This is a genomic window from Actinomycetospora endophytica (assembly GCF_021026375.1).
Lineage (GTDB): Bacteria > Actinomycetota > Actinomycetes > Mycobacteriales > Pseudonocardiaceae > Actinomycetospora > Actinomycetospora endophytica.
Genome location: NZ_JAJNDB010000001.1, coordinates 355,367 through 373,230, shown reverse-complemented (window position 1 = coordinate 373,230; position 17,864 = coordinate 355,367). Strand labels below are relative to the sequence as shown.

The 17,864-nt window shown below is 72.5% G+C and carries 15 protein-coding genes; 9 read left to right on the top strand and 6 right to left on the bottom strand.

What is annotated here, in order from left to right; genetic code table 11:
* Positions 1-210: 210 nt before the first annotated feature.
* The 6 genes from LQ327_RS01830 to LQ327_RS01805 all read left to right on the top strand — a co-directional run bounded on the left by LQ327_RS01830 (position 211) and on the right by LQ327_RS01805 (position 8,093).
* A complete protein-coding gene (locus tag LQ327_RS01830) occupies positions 211-1,296 on the top strand; it encodes a GNAT family protein (protein WP_230729821.1) in 1,086 nt (361 codons plus the stop codon).
* Between the two features lie 45 nt (positions 1,297-1,341).
* Complete coding sequence (locus tag LQ327_RS01825) at positions 1,342-3,324, top strand: glycosyltransferase (protein WP_230729820.1); 1,983 nt, start codon at positions 1,342-1,344, stop codon at positions 3,322-3,324.
* Positions 3,325-3,446: 122 nt separating this feature from the next.
* Positions 3,447-5,264, top strand: a complete 1,818-nt coding sequence (locus LQ327_RS01820) for a carbamoyltransferase family protein (protein WP_230729819.1) — start codon at positions 3,447-3,449, stop codon at positions 5,262-5,264.
* Entirely contained in the window at positions 5,261-6,262 is a 1,002-nt protein-coding gene (locus LQ327_RS01815; RefSeq protein ID WP_230729818.1) for an LLM class flavin-dependent oxidoreductase, read from the top strand. The genes LQ327_RS01820 and LQ327_RS01815 overlap by 4 nt, the downstream gene beginning before the upstream one ends.
* Positions 6,259-7,833 (top strand): amino acid adenylation domain-containing protein, encoded by a 1,575-nt coding sequence (locus LQ327_RS01810; RefSeq protein ID WP_230729817.1) that lies wholly within the window; start codon positions 6,259-6,261, stop codon positions 7,831-7,833. The genes LQ327_RS01815 and LQ327_RS01810 overlap by 4 nt, the downstream gene beginning before the upstream one ends.
* Entirely contained in the window at positions 7,833-8,093 is a 261-nt protein-coding gene (locus LQ327_RS01805) for an acyl carrier protein (protein ID WP_230732910.1), read from the top strand. Before LQ327_RS01810 ends, LQ327_RS01805 begins: the two co-directional genes overlap by 1 nt.
* A 71-nt stretch (positions 8,094-8,164) precedes the next feature.
* On the opposite strand, the gene LQ327_RS01800 is transcribed toward LQ327_RS01805, so the two are convergent.
* The 3 genes from LQ327_RS01800 to LQ327_RS01790 all read right to left on the bottom strand — a co-directional run bounded on the left by LQ327_RS01800 (position 8,165) and on the right by LQ327_RS01790 (position 11,110).
* Complete coding sequence (locus LQ327_RS01800; protein WP_230729816.1) at positions 8,165-8,941, bottom strand: vWA domain-containing protein; 777 nt, start codon at positions 8,939-8,941, stop codon at positions 8,165-8,167.
* Between the two features lie 125 nt (positions 8,942-9,066).
* Complete coding sequence (locus LQ327_RS01795) at positions 9,067-9,987, bottom strand: AAA family ATPase (protein ID WP_230729815.1); 921 nt, start codon at positions 9,985-9,987, stop codon at positions 9,067-9,069.
* A 4-nt stretch (positions 9,988-9,991) separates the two neighbouring features.
* Positions 9,992-11,110: an NDMA-dependent alcohol dehydrogenase gene (locus LQ327_RS01790; protein WP_230729814.1), complete on the bottom strand. Its 1,119-nt coding sequence runs from the start codon at positions 11,108-11,110 to the stop codon at positions 9,992-9,994.
* A gap of 211 nt (positions 11,111-11,321) precedes the next feature.
* Between LQ327_RS01790 and LQ327_RS01785 the strand changes: the two genes are divergently transcribed.
* The 3 genes from LQ327_RS01785 to katG all read left to right on the top strand — a co-directional run bounded on the left by LQ327_RS01785 (position 11,322) and on the right by katG (position 15,433).
* Entirely contained in the window at positions 11,322-12,665 is a 1,344-nt protein-coding gene (locus LQ327_RS01785; protein ID WP_230729813.1) for an ammonium transporter, read from the top strand.
* A gap of 88 nt (positions 12,666-12,753) precedes the next feature.
* Positions 12,754-13,206, top strand: coding sequence for a Fur family transcriptional regulator (locus tag LQ327_RS01780; RefSeq protein ID WP_230729812.1), 453 nt, complete (start codon positions 12,754-12,756; stop codon positions 13,204-13,206).
* A gap of 25 nt (positions 13,207-13,231) precedes the next feature.
* Entirely contained in the window at positions 13,232-15,433 is a 2,202-nt protein-coding gene (katG, locus tag LQ327_RS01775) for a catalase/peroxidase HPI (RefSeq protein WP_230732908.1), read from the top strand.
* Between the two features lie 48 nt (positions 15,434-15,481).
* On the opposite strand, the gene LQ327_RS01770 is transcribed toward katG, so the two are convergent.
* The 3 genes from LQ327_RS01770 to LQ327_RS01760 all read right to left on the bottom strand — a co-directional run bounded on the left by LQ327_RS01770 (position 15,482) and on the right by LQ327_RS01760 (position 17,861).
* Positions 15,482-16,285: an MOSC domain-containing protein gene (locus LQ327_RS01770; protein WP_230729811.1), complete on the bottom strand. Its 804-nt coding sequence runs from the start codon at positions 16,283-16,285 to the stop codon at positions 15,482-15,484.
* Between the two features lie 86 nt (positions 16,286-16,371).
* On the bottom strand, positions 16,372-16,773 hold the full coding sequence (gene tsaA / locus LQ327_RS01765) for a tRNA (N6-threonylcarbamoyladenosine(37)-N6)-methyltransferase TrmO (protein ID WP_230729810.1): 402 nt from the start codon (positions 16,771-16,773) through the stop codon (positions 16,372-16,374).
* Positions 16,770-17,861 (bottom strand): flavin-containing monooxygenase, encoded by a 1,092-nt coding sequence (locus LQ327_RS01760; RefSeq protein WP_230729809.1) that lies wholly within the window; start codon positions 17,859-17,861, stop codon positions 16,770-16,772. Before LQ327_RS01760 ends, tsaA begins: the two co-directional genes overlap by 4 nt.
* Positions 17,862-17,864: the final 3 nt, after the last annotated feature.

The following is a 17,864-nucleotide window of genomic DNA, read 5'->3' as shown; positions in this document are numbered from 1 at the left end:
ACGGTGCGAGTACCGGCGGGTCATATCTGTTCGGCACACCCACCGATGAGGGGTACTGGCGGCAGGTTGTCGCGCCGGCTCAGGTGCGTGGAGTGCTCCTGATCACCAAAGAGCGGGAGACGTCCCGCAGCCACTGGTACCGCCGATCTCCCGCACCCGGACGCCCCGGCACACACGGACAGAATCCGGGACCGGTCTACCCTCCGCCGGATGACGGGCATCCGCGCACTGGAACGCGCCGACCTGCCACAGGTCAGCGCACTGTTCGAGCTGGTCATGCGCTCGGGGCAGCACGAGCCGAACCCGCGGGTCGCGGAGTACTTCGCCCGGGTGGTCGTCGACGACCCGTGGGCCGACCCGGAGATCCCCTCGCTCGTCCACGAGGACGCCGACGGCGGCATCGTCGGGTTCATCGCCGCCAACACCCGGCGGATGCGTCTGGACGGCCGCTCGGTGCGGATGGCGGTGAGCAGCAACCTCGTCGCGCACCCGGACTGGCGCTCGCGCGGGGTCGGGGTGCTGCTCAACCGCAAGCTGCTCGCCGGCCCGCAGGAACTCACCGTCGCCGATCGCGCCAACGACGACTCCCGCGGCCTCTGGGCGGGCCTCGGCGGGCAGGAGATGGTCGGGTCGTCGGTGGCGTGGTGGCGCATCCTGCGGGCGGGTGCGACGGCGGGTGCGCTCGCCGGCCGGCGGGCTCCCGCACTCGGCCGGGGCGCGCGGCTCGCGGGTGCACCGTGGGACGCGCTGGCCGCCCGGTTCGGGCGCCTCGGCCCGCCGCCCCCGCCGGACCCCACCGGCAGCACGGAGATCCTCACCCCGGAGCTGCTCGCCGACTCGGTCGCCGCGCAGGGCAAGCGGCTCCGGCTGCACCCGGACTACGACCCCGCCTGGCTGACCTGGGTGTTCGCCGAGCTGGGCCGGTTGAACGACCGCGGCCACCTCACCGCCCGCCTGGTGCGAGGGACGACGGGACGGGTGCTCGGGTGGTTCCTCTACCTGCTGCCCCCGGCGGGGGTGGCCGAGGTCGTGCAGGTCGGCGCCACCGGCGACCCCGCGCCGGTGCTCGACCACCTCGTGCGCTCCGCCCACGACGAGGGCGCGGCGGCCGTCCAGGGACGGTTGTCGCCGGTGACGGCGGGTCTGCTGGGCGCGCCCGGCGTCGTCGTCCGGCGCGGTGCGCGGGCCCTGGTGCACGCGGCCGACCCCGCCGTGCTGGGTCTGTTGAGCTCCACGACGTCGCTGTGCAGCATCCTCGACGGCGAGTGGCTCGTGGCACACGGCGCCCGGCAGTGACACCAGGTGACGGCGGCTCCCGGCGCTCGTGCCACGATCGGTCCGGTGAGCACGAGCGCGGCACGTGAGCTGGCGGTCCTGATCGTCTCGTACCGGCGGGCGGATCTCCTCGACCGGGCGCTGGCGAGCGTCGAGAAGTGGCTGCCCGACGCGCGGGTGCACGTGTGGGACAACGCCTCCAGCGGCTCGCCCGCGGTCCGCGAGCTGGCCGAGACCCGCCCCGACGTCACGTGGACGTTCTCCGAGTTCAACCTCGGCTACATCGCCGCGATGAACAAGCTCATGGCGCAGGTCCCCGACTGCGACGCGCTGCAGCTCAACCCGGACGCCGAGCTGCTCGGGCCGCTGACCCGCGCCCGTGCGGCCCTCGCCGAGCCCGGTGTCGCGGCGGTGTCCCCGACGGTGCTCGACCCCGAGGGCCGTGACGAGCCGTGGGACGTCGCGCACCGCGAGCAGGGCGTCGTGCGGAACCTGCTCAACTCGGCCGGCTACGCCAAGCGCCTGCGCGGCAACCCGCTGAGCAACCTCTACGCCGAGACGCCGCACGAGGTCGACGGATACCTCACCGGCTGCTGCCTGTTCATCTCCCGCGACGCGTGGAACGCGCTCGGGCCGTTCAGCGAGGAGTTCTTCGTCTACGGCGAGGACGCCACCTGGCAGCCCGCGGCCCGCAAGGCCGGCTGGTCGCTGCGGCTGGTCGACGACGACGAGCCCCAGGTCCGCCACGCCAGCGGCGGGACCGTGTCCGACGACCCGCTCGCCTCGGTGCGCGGCGACGACCTGCTGCGCGCCGCCCAGGTGATCGCCCTGGGCCTGGAGCACAACCTGGGCCGCGGGTCGCTGTACGCGGCCGGCTCGACCCTGCTCGAGCGCGTCCAGCGCTCGAAGCGCGCGCCGCGGCAGGCCCGCCTGACCGCCCTCGCCGACCGGGCCGGCGGGCGACCCGCCGTCGTCGTCGTCACCAACGGCCTCAAGCCGGGCGGGGCGGAGCGCCAGCGGGTGGTGCTCGCGAACCAGCTCGTGGAGCGCGGCCACCCGGTGACGATGGTGTGCCTGCAGCACCTCGGCCAGTACATCTCCGAGCTCGACCCGCGGGTGCGCATGCTGATGCAGCCGTGGTGGCAGCCGGTGGTGGACGTCGCCGACACCCCGGAGGCGATCGTCGTCGGCGGCGCGACGAAGACCGAGATCGGGTTCGCGACGGCGTGGCGGGCCCTCGGTCGGGCTGCGGGGCAGCGGCGCTACTGGATCCCGGCCGCGCACGACCCCGCCGAGATGGAGCGTCCGACCTACGGCGACCTGCAGGCCCGCGCGCTGCGCACCGCCGACGCCCTGCTCGTGCTCTCCCGGCAGCACCACACCGACCTGACCCGCTTCCAGCAGCTCACCGACACCGTGATGGTCGCGCCGAACGGGCTGACCCCGGGCGAGCCGCTGCCCGCACGTGAGAAGACGGGCCCGGTGCGCTTCTGCATGCTCACCCGGCTCAAGGAGTACAAGAACACCACGCTGCTCATCCGGGCCCTCGACGCGCTGGCCCGCCCGGACGAGTGGACCCTCGACATCTTCGGCGACGGTCCCGACCGCGTCGCGATGGAGGCCCAGACCCCCGCCTACCTGCGCGGACAGGTCCACTGGCGCGGCGTCTCGCCGGGCCCGGACCACGCGTTCGCCGAGACCGACGTGCTCTGCGTGCCGAGCGGCTTCGAGGCGTTCCCGCTGGTCATGGTCGAGGCGATGACCCGCGGCATGCCGGTGATGGCCTCGACCAGCGGCTCGGTGCCGGAGATGCTCGACCACGGCCGGGCGGGCGTCGTCGTCGACCCGGTCAGCGTGCCGGCCTGGACCGAGGCGCTGCGCGGGGTGCTCGACGACCGCGAGGGCCTGGCACGCCTCGGGGCGGTGGGCCGGGAGCGGGCGCTCGCGCTCTACACCGACGCCGCGATGGTGGACGCGTACCAGCGCGCGTTCGTTCACGTGCTAGGTCATTCGTTCCCCGGCGCCGTCCAACGGGCCGACACCATCTGAGTTCGGACCGCCGGGGGTTTATACCCTGGTGTCCGATCCCGCTCGTCACCCCCGGGCGAACCCCGGACGTGTTCGCGCGTCATAGTGAGGGGGACGGGCATTCGGCTGAAGGGGCGCAATCGATGATCGTTCTGGGACTCAGTGGTCTCCCGAATTCACAACGGCGACTTCACGAGACCCGGCCGGACATCGATCCGCTGGACGCGCGGATCTGTCAGGGTCTGGACAGCGCGGCGGCGATCCTGGTCGACGGAACCCTGGTCGCGGCCGCCTCCGAGGAGCGGTTCGACGGTGACAAGGGCACCGGCGCGCTCCCGCGGAATGCGATCCGCTACTGCCTCGACGAGGCGGGTGTGCGGCCCGAGGACGTCGACGTCGTCGCCCACGGATTCGACTACGACCGTCACAAACGGGCGTTCGTGCTCTCCCGGGAGTACTTCGACGAGGTCCTGACCTCGCAGACCGTCCGCGACGGGCTGACCGAGGCCGGCTGGCCGGTGCTCGCCGAGCGGCTGCGGCCGGTCGAGCACCACCGGGCGCACGCGCTCTCGGCGGTCGTGCCCAGCGGGTTCTCCCGCGGGCTCGCCGTCGTCTCCGACGGGATGGGTGAGGTCGACTCGTTGTCGATCTACCGGTTCGTCCAGGGCGAGCGGAGCGACGGGGGAGAGCCGCGCTCGGAGCTGGAGAAACTGCACTCGCAGCCCATCGCGGCGTCGTTGGGGATCCTCTACTCGATCGGGACGCGATTCCTCGGGTTCCAGTTCAACAACGACGAGTACAAGGTCATGGGCCTCGCGCCCTACGGCGACCCGGAGCGCTTCCGCGAGGTCTTCCGCAAGCTGACCCGGTTCGACGCCGACCGTGGCTCGGTCGTGATCGACTGGCCGACCGGCGCGCTCGCCGACGCCGAGGACGGCTACCCGAACGCGCGGGCGCTGCTCGAGGAGCAGACCTTCACCCCGAAGCCCCCCGACGGGTCGATCCAGCGCGACGAGGCCGACTTCGCGGCCGCCATGCAGGAGTGCCTGACCGAGCTGCTGGTCGCGCTGGTCGGGCACTGGCTGGAGAAGACCGGCGAGACCTCGTTGTGCCTGGCAGGCGGCACGTTCCTCAACTGCAAGTCCAACCAGTCGATCGCCGACCTGCCCGGCGTCGAGCGGATGTTCGTGCAGCCGGCCTCCGGTGACGACGGGACGGCGCCCGGCGCGGCCTGGGCGGCGGCCGCCGAGGACGGCCAGTCGTTCACGGTGTCCGGGCCGTTCGACCCCTACCTCGGGCCGCGGTACTCCCGCGAGGAGATCCGGGCGGTCCTCGAGGCGCGCCCCGGCCTGCGCTGGCGCGAGGTCGGCACGGGCGAGGAGTACCTGGCCGCCGCGGCGGAGGACATCGCCGCCGACCGGATCATCGCGGTGTTCCACGGCCGGATGGAGTTCGGGCCGCGGGCGCTCGGGAACCGCTCGATCCTCGCCCGCCCCGACGGCGACCACATCAAGGACCGCATCAACTCGGCGGTGAAGTTCCGCGAGGCGTTCCGGCCGTTCGCCCCCGCGGTGCACGTCGACGACCGCGACCGGCTGTTCGTCACCCGCGGCTTCGACGCGGACCAGTACATGCTCTGCACGGCGGCGGTGCGCCCCGAGGCGAAGGCGATGCTGTCCGGGATCGTCCACGAGGACGACTCGGCGCGGATCCAGACCGTCACCCCGGAGCTGAACGCGACGTTCGCGACGCTGCTCGACCAGGTCCGCGAGCGGACCGGCACGGGCTGCGTCGTCAACACCTCGTTCAACGTCAAGGGCCAGCCGCTGATCATGGATCCGGCCACCGCGGTCGACACGTTCTCGCGGATCGCGCTGGACCGTCTCTACATCGAAGGGTTCGTGGTGGAGGGAGACGCAGCGCAGCAGAGCTCGACCCGGTCGGAGGGCTCTACCTCGTGACGGCAGTCCAGATCTACTCGACCTGCCCGCAGTCCAAGGACGTCCCGGCCGGCGAGTACGCCCGGGCGGTGGCCGACACCGCACGGTGGAGCGAGGCGGCCGGGTGCACCGGGATGCTGGTCTACACCGACAACGGCATCGCCGACCCGTGGCTGGTGTCGCAGCAGGTGATCACCGCGACCGAGCGGCTCGCCCCGCTCGTCGCCGTGCAGCCGGTGTACATGCACCCGTTCACCGCGGCGTCGATGGTGTCCTCGCTGGCCTACCTGCACGGTCGCTCGGTGCACCTGAACATGCTCGCCGGCGGCTTCCGCAACGACCTGCTCGCGCTCGGCGACCCCACCGAGCACGACGACCGCTACGCCCGCACCACCGAGTACAGCCAGATCCTCATGGGGCTGCTGCGCGGTGAGACGGTCACCCGTGAGGGCCGCTGGCACCAGGTGCACAACCTCAAGCTGGCCCCGACGCTGCCCGCCGACCTCATGCCCGAGGTGCTGATCTCGGGCTCGTCGCCGGCCGGGCGCGCCGCCGCGGCCGACATCGGCGCCGTCCCGATCCGCTACCCGGAGCCGCTCGGCGCGGAGACCGCCGACGCGCCGACCGGTGGCGGGGTGCGGGTCGGCGTCGTGGCGCGCGAGGACACCGCGGAGGCCTGGAAGGTCGCCGAGGAGCGCTTCCCGACCGACCGCAAGGGCCAGATCGCGCACTCGATGGCGATGAAGGCGTCGGACTCGCAGTGGCACCAGCAGCTCTCGGCGGCGGCGCAGACGCAGGAGGTCACCGACGACGGCGAGCCCGACCCGTTCTGGCTCGGACCGTTCCAGAACTACCAGACGTTCTGCCCGTACCTGGTCGGCTCGTACGACCGCGTCGCCGCGGCGATCACGCACTACCTCGCCCAGGGCACCCGGGTGTTCGTGCTCGACATCCCGCCCTCGCTCGAGGAGCTCGAGCACATCGGCGAGGTCTTCCGCCGGGCCGGGGTCGCCGCGTGACCGAGCGGCTGCAGGACCTCGTCACGCAGTCCGTCGAGCGTGACCCCGAGGCGACGGCGCTCGTCGGAGGCGACGAGACGATGACCTACGGCGAGCTGGAGGCGGCGAGCAACCGGCTCGCCCACGCCCTCGTCGACCGCGGCGTGAAGCCGGGCGACCGGGTCGGCGTGCTCGCCGCGAAGACCCCCGCGACGATCGCCGCGCTGCTCGGCGTCCTGCGCGCCGGCGGCGCCTACGTCCCGGTCGACAGCGCGAGCCCCGCGGCCCGCGCCGCCCGCATCGTCCGGGCCGCGGAGCCGACGGTGCTGCTCGCCGACGACACCGCCACCGGGCTCGTCGACGGCCTGGCCGGGGAGGGACTCGACCTCACCGTCGGCGCGCTGGGCGAGCCGCTGTCCGGCGAGCGGTTCGCCTCCGCGTTCGCCCGGGCCGACCTGGCCTCGCTGCCGGCCGAGGCGCCGGCGACGTCGAGCCCGGACCTCGCGCACCTGCTCTTCACCTCGGGGTCCACCGGGGTGCCCAAGGGCGTGATGATCACCCACGAGAACGTGCTCGCGTTCGTGGACTGGGCGATCCGGCACTTCGGGACCAAGGCGTCCGACCGTGTCTCCGGGCACCCGCCGCTGCACTTCGACCTGTCGACGTTCGACATCTACGCGACCCTCGCCGCGGGCGCGCAGCTGCACCTGGTGCCCGCGTCGCTGGGTCTCGACGCCCGGCGAACCGCGGCCTTCATCCGCGACCACGAGCTCACGCAGTGGTTCTCGGTGCCCTCGGTGCTGACCTACCTCGCGCGGTTCGACGCCGTCGCCGAGAACGACTTCCCGGCGCTGGAGCGGCTGCTGTGGTGCGGCGAGGTGCTGCCGACCCCGGTGCTCGCGCACTGGATGCGCCGCCTGCCGCACGCGCGGTTCACCAACCTCTACGGGCCGACCGAGGCGACCATCGCCTCGTCGTACTACGACGTGCCCGCGGTGCCCGCCGACGAGTCGGTCCCGGTCCCGATCGGGGTGCCGTGCGACGGCGAGTCGTTGCTGGTCCTCGACGACGGCGTTCCGGCCCCGGTGGGCGGGATCGGCGAGCTGTACATCGGGGGCGTCGGGCTCTCCCCTGGCTACTGGCGCGACCAGGAGAAGACCGACGCCGCGTTCGTCGCCGGACCGGACGGCGAGCGCATCTACAAGACCGGGGACCTCGCCCGCGCGGACGACGACGGCGTCGTGCACTTCCTCGGCCGCACCGACTCCCAGATCAAGAGCCGCGGCTACCGCATCGAGCTCGGTGAGGTCGAGTCCGCGGTGAACACGGTGCCCGGCGTGCGCGAGTGCGCCGTCGTCGGCGTGGACACCGGCGGCTTCGAGGGCACCACGATCTGCTGCGCCTACTCCGTCGTCGAGGGCACCGAGCTCCCGGTCGCCGAGCTGCGCAAGCAGGTCACCGCACTGATCCCGCGGTACATGCTCCCCGCGAGGTGGGAAGCCCTCGACGGCCTCCCCAAGAACGTCAACGGCAAGATCGACCGGCCGGCCCTGCGCGAGCGGTTCCGGCCCGCACCGAAGGAAGGCACGTGATGGAGACCGACACCGGCCACGGGCTGTCCGCGCAGGTCGCGGACGTGGTCAGCGAGCGCGCCGGGATCGACGTGCCCACCACGTCCACCGACCTGCTCGAGGCCGGTCTCATCGACTCGCTGGCGCTGGTGACGCTGATCGTCGCGCTCGAGGAGACCTTCGGCGTGCAGCTCCCGCTCGACGACTTCGACGTCGACCACTTCCGCTCGGTCGACGCGATGGCCGACTTCCTCGCCTCGGTGGGGGCCCAGGCCGCGTAGGTGCGCTTCGCGCTCGTGAGCAGTAATTGACGCCAGAGCCTCAATTTGTGCTCACAAGCGCGCCAGCGCACCTACGGGTCCAGCAGCCGACCCAGCGCTGACGGTGCATCGGCCGCGGAGGCCATCGTCTCGACCCGCGCACCTGTCGCGGCCGCCAGTGCGTACGCGTCGTCGGCATCGTCGGCCGGGGCGAGGATGAGCAGCTCGTCGAGCACCGACGCGGGCCCCACCGGGTCCTGGTCGTCCGTGGCGCGGCAGTCGGAGAGCAGCACCGTGATCCGTCGTGACGACCGCGCCGCCACCAGCTGGTCCGCCGCCGCGCGCATCGCCGCCGACAGCCCCGTCACGCCGTGCCCCCGCAGCCCGAGCAGCTGATCGACCAGCAGCTCCGGCGGCTGCGGCTGGTGCAGCCCGCGCCGCACCGTCGCCGTGCGCTCGAACGACACCACCGAGAACTCCTCCGGCGCGCGCCACGAGCACGCCGCCGCGGTCAGCGCCGCCGCCGCGAGCCGGCCGCCGGTCATCGAGCCCGACGTGTCCACGAGCAGGCACAGCGCGATCCCCGGCTGGGCCCAGTCCACGGCCTGCAGGTCCTCCAGGTGCGGGACGAGCCCGGCGCCGTGAGCCTCGACGAGCGCCTCCATCGACGCGTCGACGTCGAGATCCCCGCCGCGGTCGGCGGGTCGCAGCCGCAGCCGCGACGTCCCGCGTGCCTGGGCGGCCCCGACCCGGGAGCGCTCCAGCAGGATCGTCCCGGCGAGCCGTCGCGCCTTCTCGCGCAGCGTCTCGTCGGTCGCGCGGGTGATGTCGACGAGCATCTCGAGCGCCTGTCCGGGGTCGGCCGACATGGCGTCGTCGAACGCCTCGACGTCGAGCTGCCCGACGGCGGGGGAGACGTCCTCGAAGTCGGAGTGCCGACGCGACAGATCCGAGCGCGACGTCGTCGGGGGTGCTTTCTGCCGCGACCGCCGGTCTACCCCTGCGCCGCCCGCGCCGGGCGGGCTCTGGCTCCCCCCGACGCATCACCGTCCCCGGACCCGTCGTCGTCGGAGGAGGGCTCTGGCCCGAACACCGCCTCGTAGAGCTCGCGCACCACCTGCTCCGGAGTGCGCCGGCTCGACTCGATCACCTTGATACGACCCGACAGCGAGACCGTCGCCGCATCCAGCCCGACGTGCCAGTCGTCCACCGGCCGATCGCGCGCCGCGCCGAGCGACACCGCGATCCGGGCGAGGTCGATCGCGCCGCGCACCGACGAGCCGGTCCGGACGTCGTCGTGCTCCCGCGTGCGCCGGACGAGCTCGACGGCCCGGCCCCGCCAGCCGTCGGGGGTCACCGGGGCCCGCCGCTCGACGATGGTCTCCTCGTCGGCCGCGCTCTGGTAGCCCATGGCGATCCGGCAGGTGCGGTCGTGCAGCGCCGCGGAGATCCGCGCGGTGCCGACGGCGTCGTACGGGTTCATCGCCGCGACCATCCGGAACCCGGGCTCCGCCGGGACCCGCCCCAGGCGCGGGACGTGCAGCTCGCCCTCGCTCATCACCGTGATGAGGACGTTGAGCGTCTCCTCGGGGACGCGGTTGAGCTCCTCGATGTACAGCAGCCCGCCCTCGCGCAGCGCCGACACCAGCGGGCCGTCGACGAAGATCTCCTCGACGTAGCCGTCGGCGAGCACCCGCGCGGGGTCGAAGTGCCCGACCAGGCGCGCCGGGGTGAGCTCGGCGTTGCCCTCGACGAAGTGGAAGCCCACCGAGCGGGAGTGGGCGACGGCGCGGAGCAGGGTGCTCTTGCCGGTGCCGGGCGGGCCCTCCAGGACGATGTGGGTGCCGCCGTCGAGCGCGGCCAGGAGCAGTTCGGTCTCCCGGTCGCGCCCGACCGCATCGATGGTGTCGACCACGCTCTCAGTGCTCGTGGATCATGACGCCGCGGACGTTCTTGCCTTCTTCGAGATCCCGGTAGCCCTCGTTGACCTGCTCGAGCGTGTACGTCCTCGTGATCAGCTCGTCGAGCTTGATGTCCCCGCTCTGGTACAGCCCGAGGATCTTCGGGATGTCGGTGGTCGGGTTGCAGTCGCCGAACAGCGTGCCCTTCAGCGTCTTCTTGAACAGCGTCATGATCGCGCCGGGGATGTGGATGTTCTGCTCGGTGAGCTTGTTCAGCCCGGTCAGCACGACGGTGCCGCCCTTGCCGATCGCGTCGAACGCGCCGGTGATGATGTCCTCGGTGACCAGGCCCGCCGTCACGACCGCCTTGTCGGCGCCGTTGCCGTTGGTCATCGCCCGCGCGAGGTCGGCGGCCTCCTCGATGGACCCGACGGCGTGGGTGGCCCCGAGCTCCATGGCCTTCTCGCGCTTGTTCTCCAGCGGATCGACCGCGATGAGGTTCTTCGCACCGGCGTAGCGGGCGCCCTGCACCGCGTTGATGCCGATGCCGCCGACGCCGGAGACGATCACCGTCTCGCCCGGCTGGACGTCGGCCGCGTTGACCGCGGAGCCCCACCCGGTCGGCACGCCGCAGCCGACCAGCACGGCCTTCTCCAGCGGCAGGTCGTCGTCGACCTTGATCACCGAGGTCTGGCTGATCGTCGCCCACTGGCTGAACGTGCCGATCATGCACATGGCGCCGTAGTTCTTCTCCGGACCGGGCCCGGTGAAGGGGAAGCGCTCGCCCGGTAGGTAGCCCTCGAGGATCGTCGCGCCCATGTCGCAGATGGCCTGCTGCCCGGTGGCGCACCAGCGGCAGACCCCGCAGTTCGGGATGAACGAGCAGACGACGTGGTCGCCCGGCGCGACCCGCGTGACGCCGGGACCGACCTCCTCGATGATCCCGGCGCCCTCGTGGCCCAGGACCATCGGCAGCCGCGCCTCGAGGTCGCCGTTGGCGATGTGGATGTCCGAGTGGCACAGACCCGCGTGGGTGTAGCGGATCAGGACCTCGCCGTCCCGGGGACCGTCGAGGTCGAGCTCGACGATCTCGATCGGCTTGCCGGTCTCGTAGACCACCGCGGCCTTGGTCTTCATGGACATCCTCCCGGGGGCCGACGGCGACGTCGGATGAACTCGGTTCACAGCGGGTCGTGGCGATCGTCACACGACTTCCACGCAGAGACCAGCATCCCGGCGGCCTCGGACCGCACAGCGGAACGGCCCGGCTCTCGTCACACTCCGGAGACGTCCGTGTCATCTCCGTGTCACACTGCGCCGTCCGTGACCGCCCTCGGAGGGGCTCGGTGTGATCGATTCGGGCAGTACCGCGTGGGTGCTGGCGAGTACGGCGCTGGTCATGCTGATGACCCCGGGTCTGGCGCTGTTCTACGGCGGCATGGTCCGCACGAAGGCCGTCCTCAACGTGATGATGACGAGCTTCGTCTGCCTCGCCGTCGTCGGCGTGATCTGGGTGGTCTACGGCTACTCGCTCGCCTTCGGCTCCGACGCGTGGGGCGGGCTGATCGGCGGGTTCGGCGACGTCGGGATGCGCCACCTGGACACCGCCGTCGTCGGGAGCGGGTCGGCCGCGATCCCGGCCGGCGTCTTCGCGATGTTCGAACTGATGTTCGCGATCATCACCGTCGCGCTGCTCGCCGGGGCCGTCGCCGAGCGGATCCGCTTCTGGCCCTGGGTGCTGTTCGTGGCGGTCTGGGCGACCGTGGTCTACATCCCCGAGGCGCACTGGGTCTTCGCGCTCGACGGGGCCACCGGGCCCGGCTCGGTCGGGGGCTGGATCGCCAACCGCCTGCACGCGCTCGACTTCGCGGGCGGCACCGCCGTCGAGATCAGCTCCGGCGCGTCGGCCCTGGCGCTCGCTCTCGTCGTCGGGAAGCGGCGCGGCTGGCCGCGCGACCCGGTCCGGCCGCACAACCTGCCCTCGGTGCTCCTCGGCGCCGGGCTGCTGTGGTTCGGGTGGTTCGGGTTCAACGCGGGCTCGGCGCTCGGTGCGACCGCGGTCGCCGGGACGGCGTTGGTGTCGACGATGACCGCCGGCGCGGCGGCCGTGCTGTCGTGGCTGGTCGTCGAGCAGATCCGGGACGGCAAGCCGACGTCGCTCGGGGCGGCCTCGGGTGCGGTCGCGGGCCTCGTCGGGATCACCCCGGCGTGCGCCTACGTGGAGCCGCTCGGGGCGCTGGTGATCGGGCTCGCGGCCGGCGCGATCTGTGCCTGCGCGGTTCGCCTGAAGTTCCGCTTCGGGTTCGACGACTCCCTCGACGTCGTTGCGGTCCACGGCATCGGCGGCCTCGTCGGGATGCTGCTGATCGGCCTGCTGGCCTCGGTCGCGACCAACCCGGCCGGCGCCGACGGGCTGCTCTACGGCGGCGGGCTCGGCCAGCTCGGGCGCCAGGCCGTCGCCGTCGTCGCGGTGCTGGCGTACTCGTTCGTCGTCACGGGGATCATCGCCTGGGTGATCTCGCGGACGATCGGGCTGCGGGTGGACGCCGAGGTCGAGACCGAGGGCGTCGACGAGGCCGAGCACGCGGAGAGCGGCTACGACTTCTCGACGGTGATCGCGGGTACCTCGTCCTCCCGGCGCCCGACGGGGATCCACAGCAGCATCACGGGGTCACGGCCGCCGTCGTCGTAGGACGCAGCCCGAAGCCGTCACCGGTGCGTCATCTGCCGATGGCGCCGGATTCTTGATTGACTCCAGAAACTGGTCCAGACTGCCCCGCGTGCCGACGACGACCGAGCGCGAGCGCCAACTGCGCGAGGCCGGTCTGCGCGTGACGCGTCCCCGTCTCGCGGTGCTGTCGGCGGTGCACGACCACCCGCATCTCGACACGGACGCGATCATCGGTCTCGTCCGGGCCGACCTCGGAGCGGTGTCCCACCAGGCCGTCTACGACGTCCTGCGGGCCCTCACCGGGGCGGGTCTGCTGCGGCGCATCGAGCCCACCGGCTCCGCGGCGCGCTACGAGGCGCGGGTCGGGGACAACCATCACCACGTCGTGTGCCGGTCCTGTGGCGAGATCGCCGACGTCGACTGCGTCGTCGGCTTCGCGCCGTGCCTCACCGCCTCGGTCGACCACGGCTTCGTCGTCGACGAGGCCGAGGTCGTGTTCTGGGGCTCGTGTCCCCGCTGTTCCACCACCTCTCAACCATCCGGAGGGAACCCTCGTGGCTGAAGACCACACCACCGTCGAGTCGGAGATGAACACCGAGCAGGCCGGCGGTTGCCCCGTCGGCGCCGGCCGCCTCGCGTATCCGGTCGAGGGTGGCGGCAACATCGACTGGTGGCCTCACCAGCTCAATCTGAAGGTGCTGCGCACGCACACCGCGGCGTCCAACCCGATGGACCCCGACTTCGACTACCCGAAGGCCTTCGCGGCCGTCGACCACGACGCCCTCGCGGCCGACGTCGATGCCGTCCTCACGACCTCGCAGGACTGGTGGCCCGCCGACTTCGGCCACTACGGCGGCCTCATGATCCGGCTGGCCTGGCACTCGGCGGGCACCTACCGCCTGGACGACGGTCGCGGCGGGGCGGGCATGGGCATGCAGCGCTTCGCGCCGCTGAACAGCTGGCCGGACAACGGCAACCTCGACAAGGCCCGTCGCCTGCTCTGGCCGGTCAAGCAGAAGTACGGCACGTCGGTCTCCTGGGCCGACCTGCTGATCCTCGCCGGGAACCGGGCGCTCGAGACGATGGGCTTCACGACCTTCGGCTTCGCCGGCGGCCGGCCCGACGTGTTCGAGCCCGACAACGACACCTACTGGGGCCCGGAGACCGAGTGGCTCGGCGGCGAGGGGCGCTACACCGGTGACCGCCAGCTGGAGAAGCCGCTGGGCGCCTCGCAGATGGGCCTCATCTACGTCAACCCGGAGGGTCCGGACGGGAACCCCGACCCGCTGGCCGCGGCGCGCGACATCCGCGAGACCTTCGGCCGGATGGCGATGAACGACGAGGAGACCGTCGCGCTCATCGCGGGTGGCCACACCTTCGGCAAGACCCACGGCGCGGCCAACCCCGACGTGGACAACAACGTCGGCCCCGAGCCCGAGGGCGCGTCCATCGAGCAGATGGGCCTCGGCTGGAAGCAGAGCTTCGGGAAGGGCAAGGGCCGGGACGCCATCACCTCGGGCCTCGAGGTCACCTGGACGTCCACGCCCGCGCAGTGGAGCAACGCCTACTTCGACAACCTGTTCGGCTACGAGTGGGAGCTCCACCAGTCGCCGGCCGGCGCGTGGCAGTACCGGCCGGTGAACGGCGGCGGCGCGAACACGGTGCCGGACCCGGAGACCGGTGAGCTCAACCGGCAGCCCACGATGCTGGTCACGGACGTCTCGCTCAAGGTCGACCCGATCTACGAGCCGATCTCGCGCCGCTTCCACGAGAACCCCGCCGAGTTCGCGGACGCCTTCGCGCGGGCCTGGTACAAGCTGACCCACCGCGACATGGGCCCGATCCAGCGGTACATCGGCCCGTGGGTGCCCCAGGAGACCCTGATCTGGCAGGACCCGGTGCCCGCGCACGAGGGGCCGCTGGTCACGCACGACGAGATCGAGGAGCTCGAGAAGGCGATCCTCGGCACCGGACTGCCGGTGTCGGCGCTGGTCAAGGCGGCGTGGGCGTCGGCCTCGACGTTCCGCGGCGGCGACAAGAGGGGTGGCGCCAACGGCGCGCGCATCCGCCTCGAGCCGCAGGTGAACTGGGAGGTCAACGACCCGCAGGAGCTGCAGCGCGTGCTGTCGGCGCTCGAGGGCGTGCAGCGCGACTTCAACGCCTCCGGGACGCAGGTCTCGCTGGCCGACCTCATCGTCCTGGGCGGTGGTGCCGCGATCGAGAAGGCGGCCGCCGACGCCGGGCACCCGATCGAGGTGCCCTTCACTCCGGGCCGTACCGACGCCACGGCCGAGTGGACCGACGCGGACTCGTTCTCCTACCTGGAGCCGACCTCCGACGGATTCCGCAACTACGGCGGCAAGGGTCACCGCCTGCCCGCCGAGTACCGGCTGGTCGACCGCGCGAACCTGCTCACCCTGACCGCGCCGCAGATGACGGTGCTCGTCGGCGGGCTCCGCGTGCTCGGCGCGAACTCCGGTGGTTCGACCGCCGGTGTGCTGACCGACCGGCCCGGGCAGCTCACGAACGACTTCTTCGTGAACCTGCTCGACATGGGCACCACGTGGTCGCAGGTGGGCGACGACTCCGACGCGTTCGAGGGCAGGGACGCCTCCGGCGCCGTGCGCTGGACCGGCACCCGCAACGACCTCGTGTTCGGCTCGAACTCCGAGCTGCGCGCGGTCTCGGAGATCTACGCCGAGAACGGGTCGGCCGAGAAGTTCGTCCGGGACTTCGTGGCCGCCTGGGACAAGGTCATGAACCTGGACCGGTACGACGTTCGGGCGTAGCCCTCGTGCGTGCGTTTCCGTGCTCCGGCACGGAAACGCACGCACAGGTCACGACGGAGTCGTGACGAACACCTGGTCGCCCCGGTGGACGGTGCCGGGGCGCACCACCTCGGCGTAGGCGCCCGCGCAGGGCAGCACGCCGAAGCCGGGCACCTCGACGCGGTTGCCGGTCAGCAGTGGCCGCAGCGCTTCGGGGTTGCGCGGCAGGTCGCCGTGCTCGAGCGTCGGCACCGAGCACCGTGGTGTCGGCAGGGTCAGTCGCAGCACGACTTCGCCGACCGTCAGCTCGCACCCGAGCCAGTCGTTCTCGGCGAAGGGTTCGACGTCCGCGGCGATCACCAGGTTCGGGCGGTAGCGCAACGCCTCGACGCCGAGGTGGTCCAGCGTCGCCGTCGTGATCAGGTGGACCGGCGAGTGGTCGACGAAGGTGTCGCCCGCGGTGCCCTGCGAGATCTCCAGCGTGGGCGCTTCGACCTCGGCCTCGACGCCCTGGGCGAGCACCGCCTCCGGGTCGGGACGTTCCACCGACGACGACGGCGGGCGCTGTGCCCGGATCTCGACGGCCCGGCCGAGGTCGGCGGACAGGGTCTCGACGAGGCGGGGGTCGTCGGCGTCGAGGGTCTCGCCGGCCGGTGTCGTGACCGTGACCCGGGCGTCCTCGGCGGCCGCGCGGTACTTCAGCAGCCGGCGCCACAGCCGCGGGTGCTTGGCGGTGCAGACGTACCCCGTCGTCGGGTCCATGAGCGCCCGCCACCGGTCCCGTTCGAGCCCGGTCGGCCCGACGACCGCCTCGTCGACCTGCTGGCCGAGCATCGACTTCACGGGGTACCGGGTCAGCGTCGACACCTGCATGCCCTCCAACCTAGGTGCGCTCCGCGCTCGTGAGCACTAATTGACGTCATAGCATCAATTAGTGCTCACGAGCGACGGAGGCGCACCTACCGCCGGGACGTCAGGGTCGGCTTGAGATCGACGACGGGGGTGCCGTCGACCGCCTCGAGCGCGTCGACGTGGATGCGGGTGCCCTCGACGGCGAGCACCCGCACGGTGTGCAGCCCGAGCGGGTTGGGGCGGGCGGGCGAGCGGGTGCTGAACACCCCGGTCGGCGGCCGGGCGGGGTCGCTGCGCGGGCGCACGACGAGCACCGACCGGTCGGCCTCGTGCAGCCAGGTGATCACGACGAGCTCGTCGCCCGCCGCGAGGTCGGCGCAGGCGTCGGCGAGCGCGGGGTCGAGGACCAGCCAGGCGTCGGGCGCGCCCTCGTCGGCCTGCTTGGGGGCGCCGTCCCGGTCGGTCAGCGCCGACTCGACGTGCCCGATCGCCCGCAGCTCGAACGTCATCCCGGGGCCACCTCCGCCACGATCGCCTCGACCCGCCGCATCAGCTCGAACGACACCGTGCCCCCGCCCGGCGGAGCCAGCACGGTGTGCAGCCCCGGCGCGTCCGCGGTCACGCCGTCGATCCCCCACACTGCGGGCGGGCCGGCGTCGAACTCGTCGGGGACCACGAGCACGTCCAGCCCGACGACGGTGCCGTCGACCAGCTCCAGCCCCGTCGGCCCCACCCGCGCGACGTCGGATCGCGGCACCAGCGCCACGCCGTCCCGGGCGAAGAGCTCGAGCCAGCCGTCGTCGAGCGCCACCCGACCCGCCTCGCCGTCGGGGATCAGCAGCTTCGCCACCGCGGGATCGTCGACGCGCGCCCGCATCGCCTCGCGGTCCGCCGCCACCGCCCCGGGCGCCCGATCCCGGAGCTCGGCGAAGCGCGCCCGGTAGGCGTCGCGCTCCTGCCAGCCGTACACCGGGTTGCGACGCCGGACGACGTCGCGCGGGCCGTCCGACACCACCGTCAGCTCCGCCACCGCATCCGCGATCCACGGCGCGAGCTGCACCGTCGCCGTCGTCGTGCCGACGATCCCCACCCGCCGCCCGGACAGGTCGTGCCCGTCCTCCGGCCACGCCGCGGTGCGCACCACCAGGCCACCGAACCCGCCGACATCGAGATCCCCCTCCACCGGCAGCCGCCCGGTGCACGCGACCAGCGACCGGGCGCGCACCGTCCCGCCCCGATCGGTCACCAGCGTCCAGAGACCGTCGTGACGGGCCGACACGATCCGCGTCGACAGCGAGATGTCGCGACGCAGATCCAGCCGGTCGGCGACGAAGCGCAGCCACCGCTGGACCTCGTAGCCGGCCGGGTACCGCTCGCTCCACCCCCAGTCGCGGTAGAGCTGCTCGGAGAACCCGTACTGGTAGAGCGAGCCGTCGGTGTCGAGGTGCGAGCCCGGGTAGGCGTGCCACCACCACGTGCCGCCGACGTTGCCGGCCTCGTCGTAGGCCCGCACCCGCAGGCCCCGCTCGCGCAGCAGGTGCAGGGCGGCGAGCCCGGCGAACCCGGCGCCGATCACGGCCACGTCGAGATCGGTCATCAT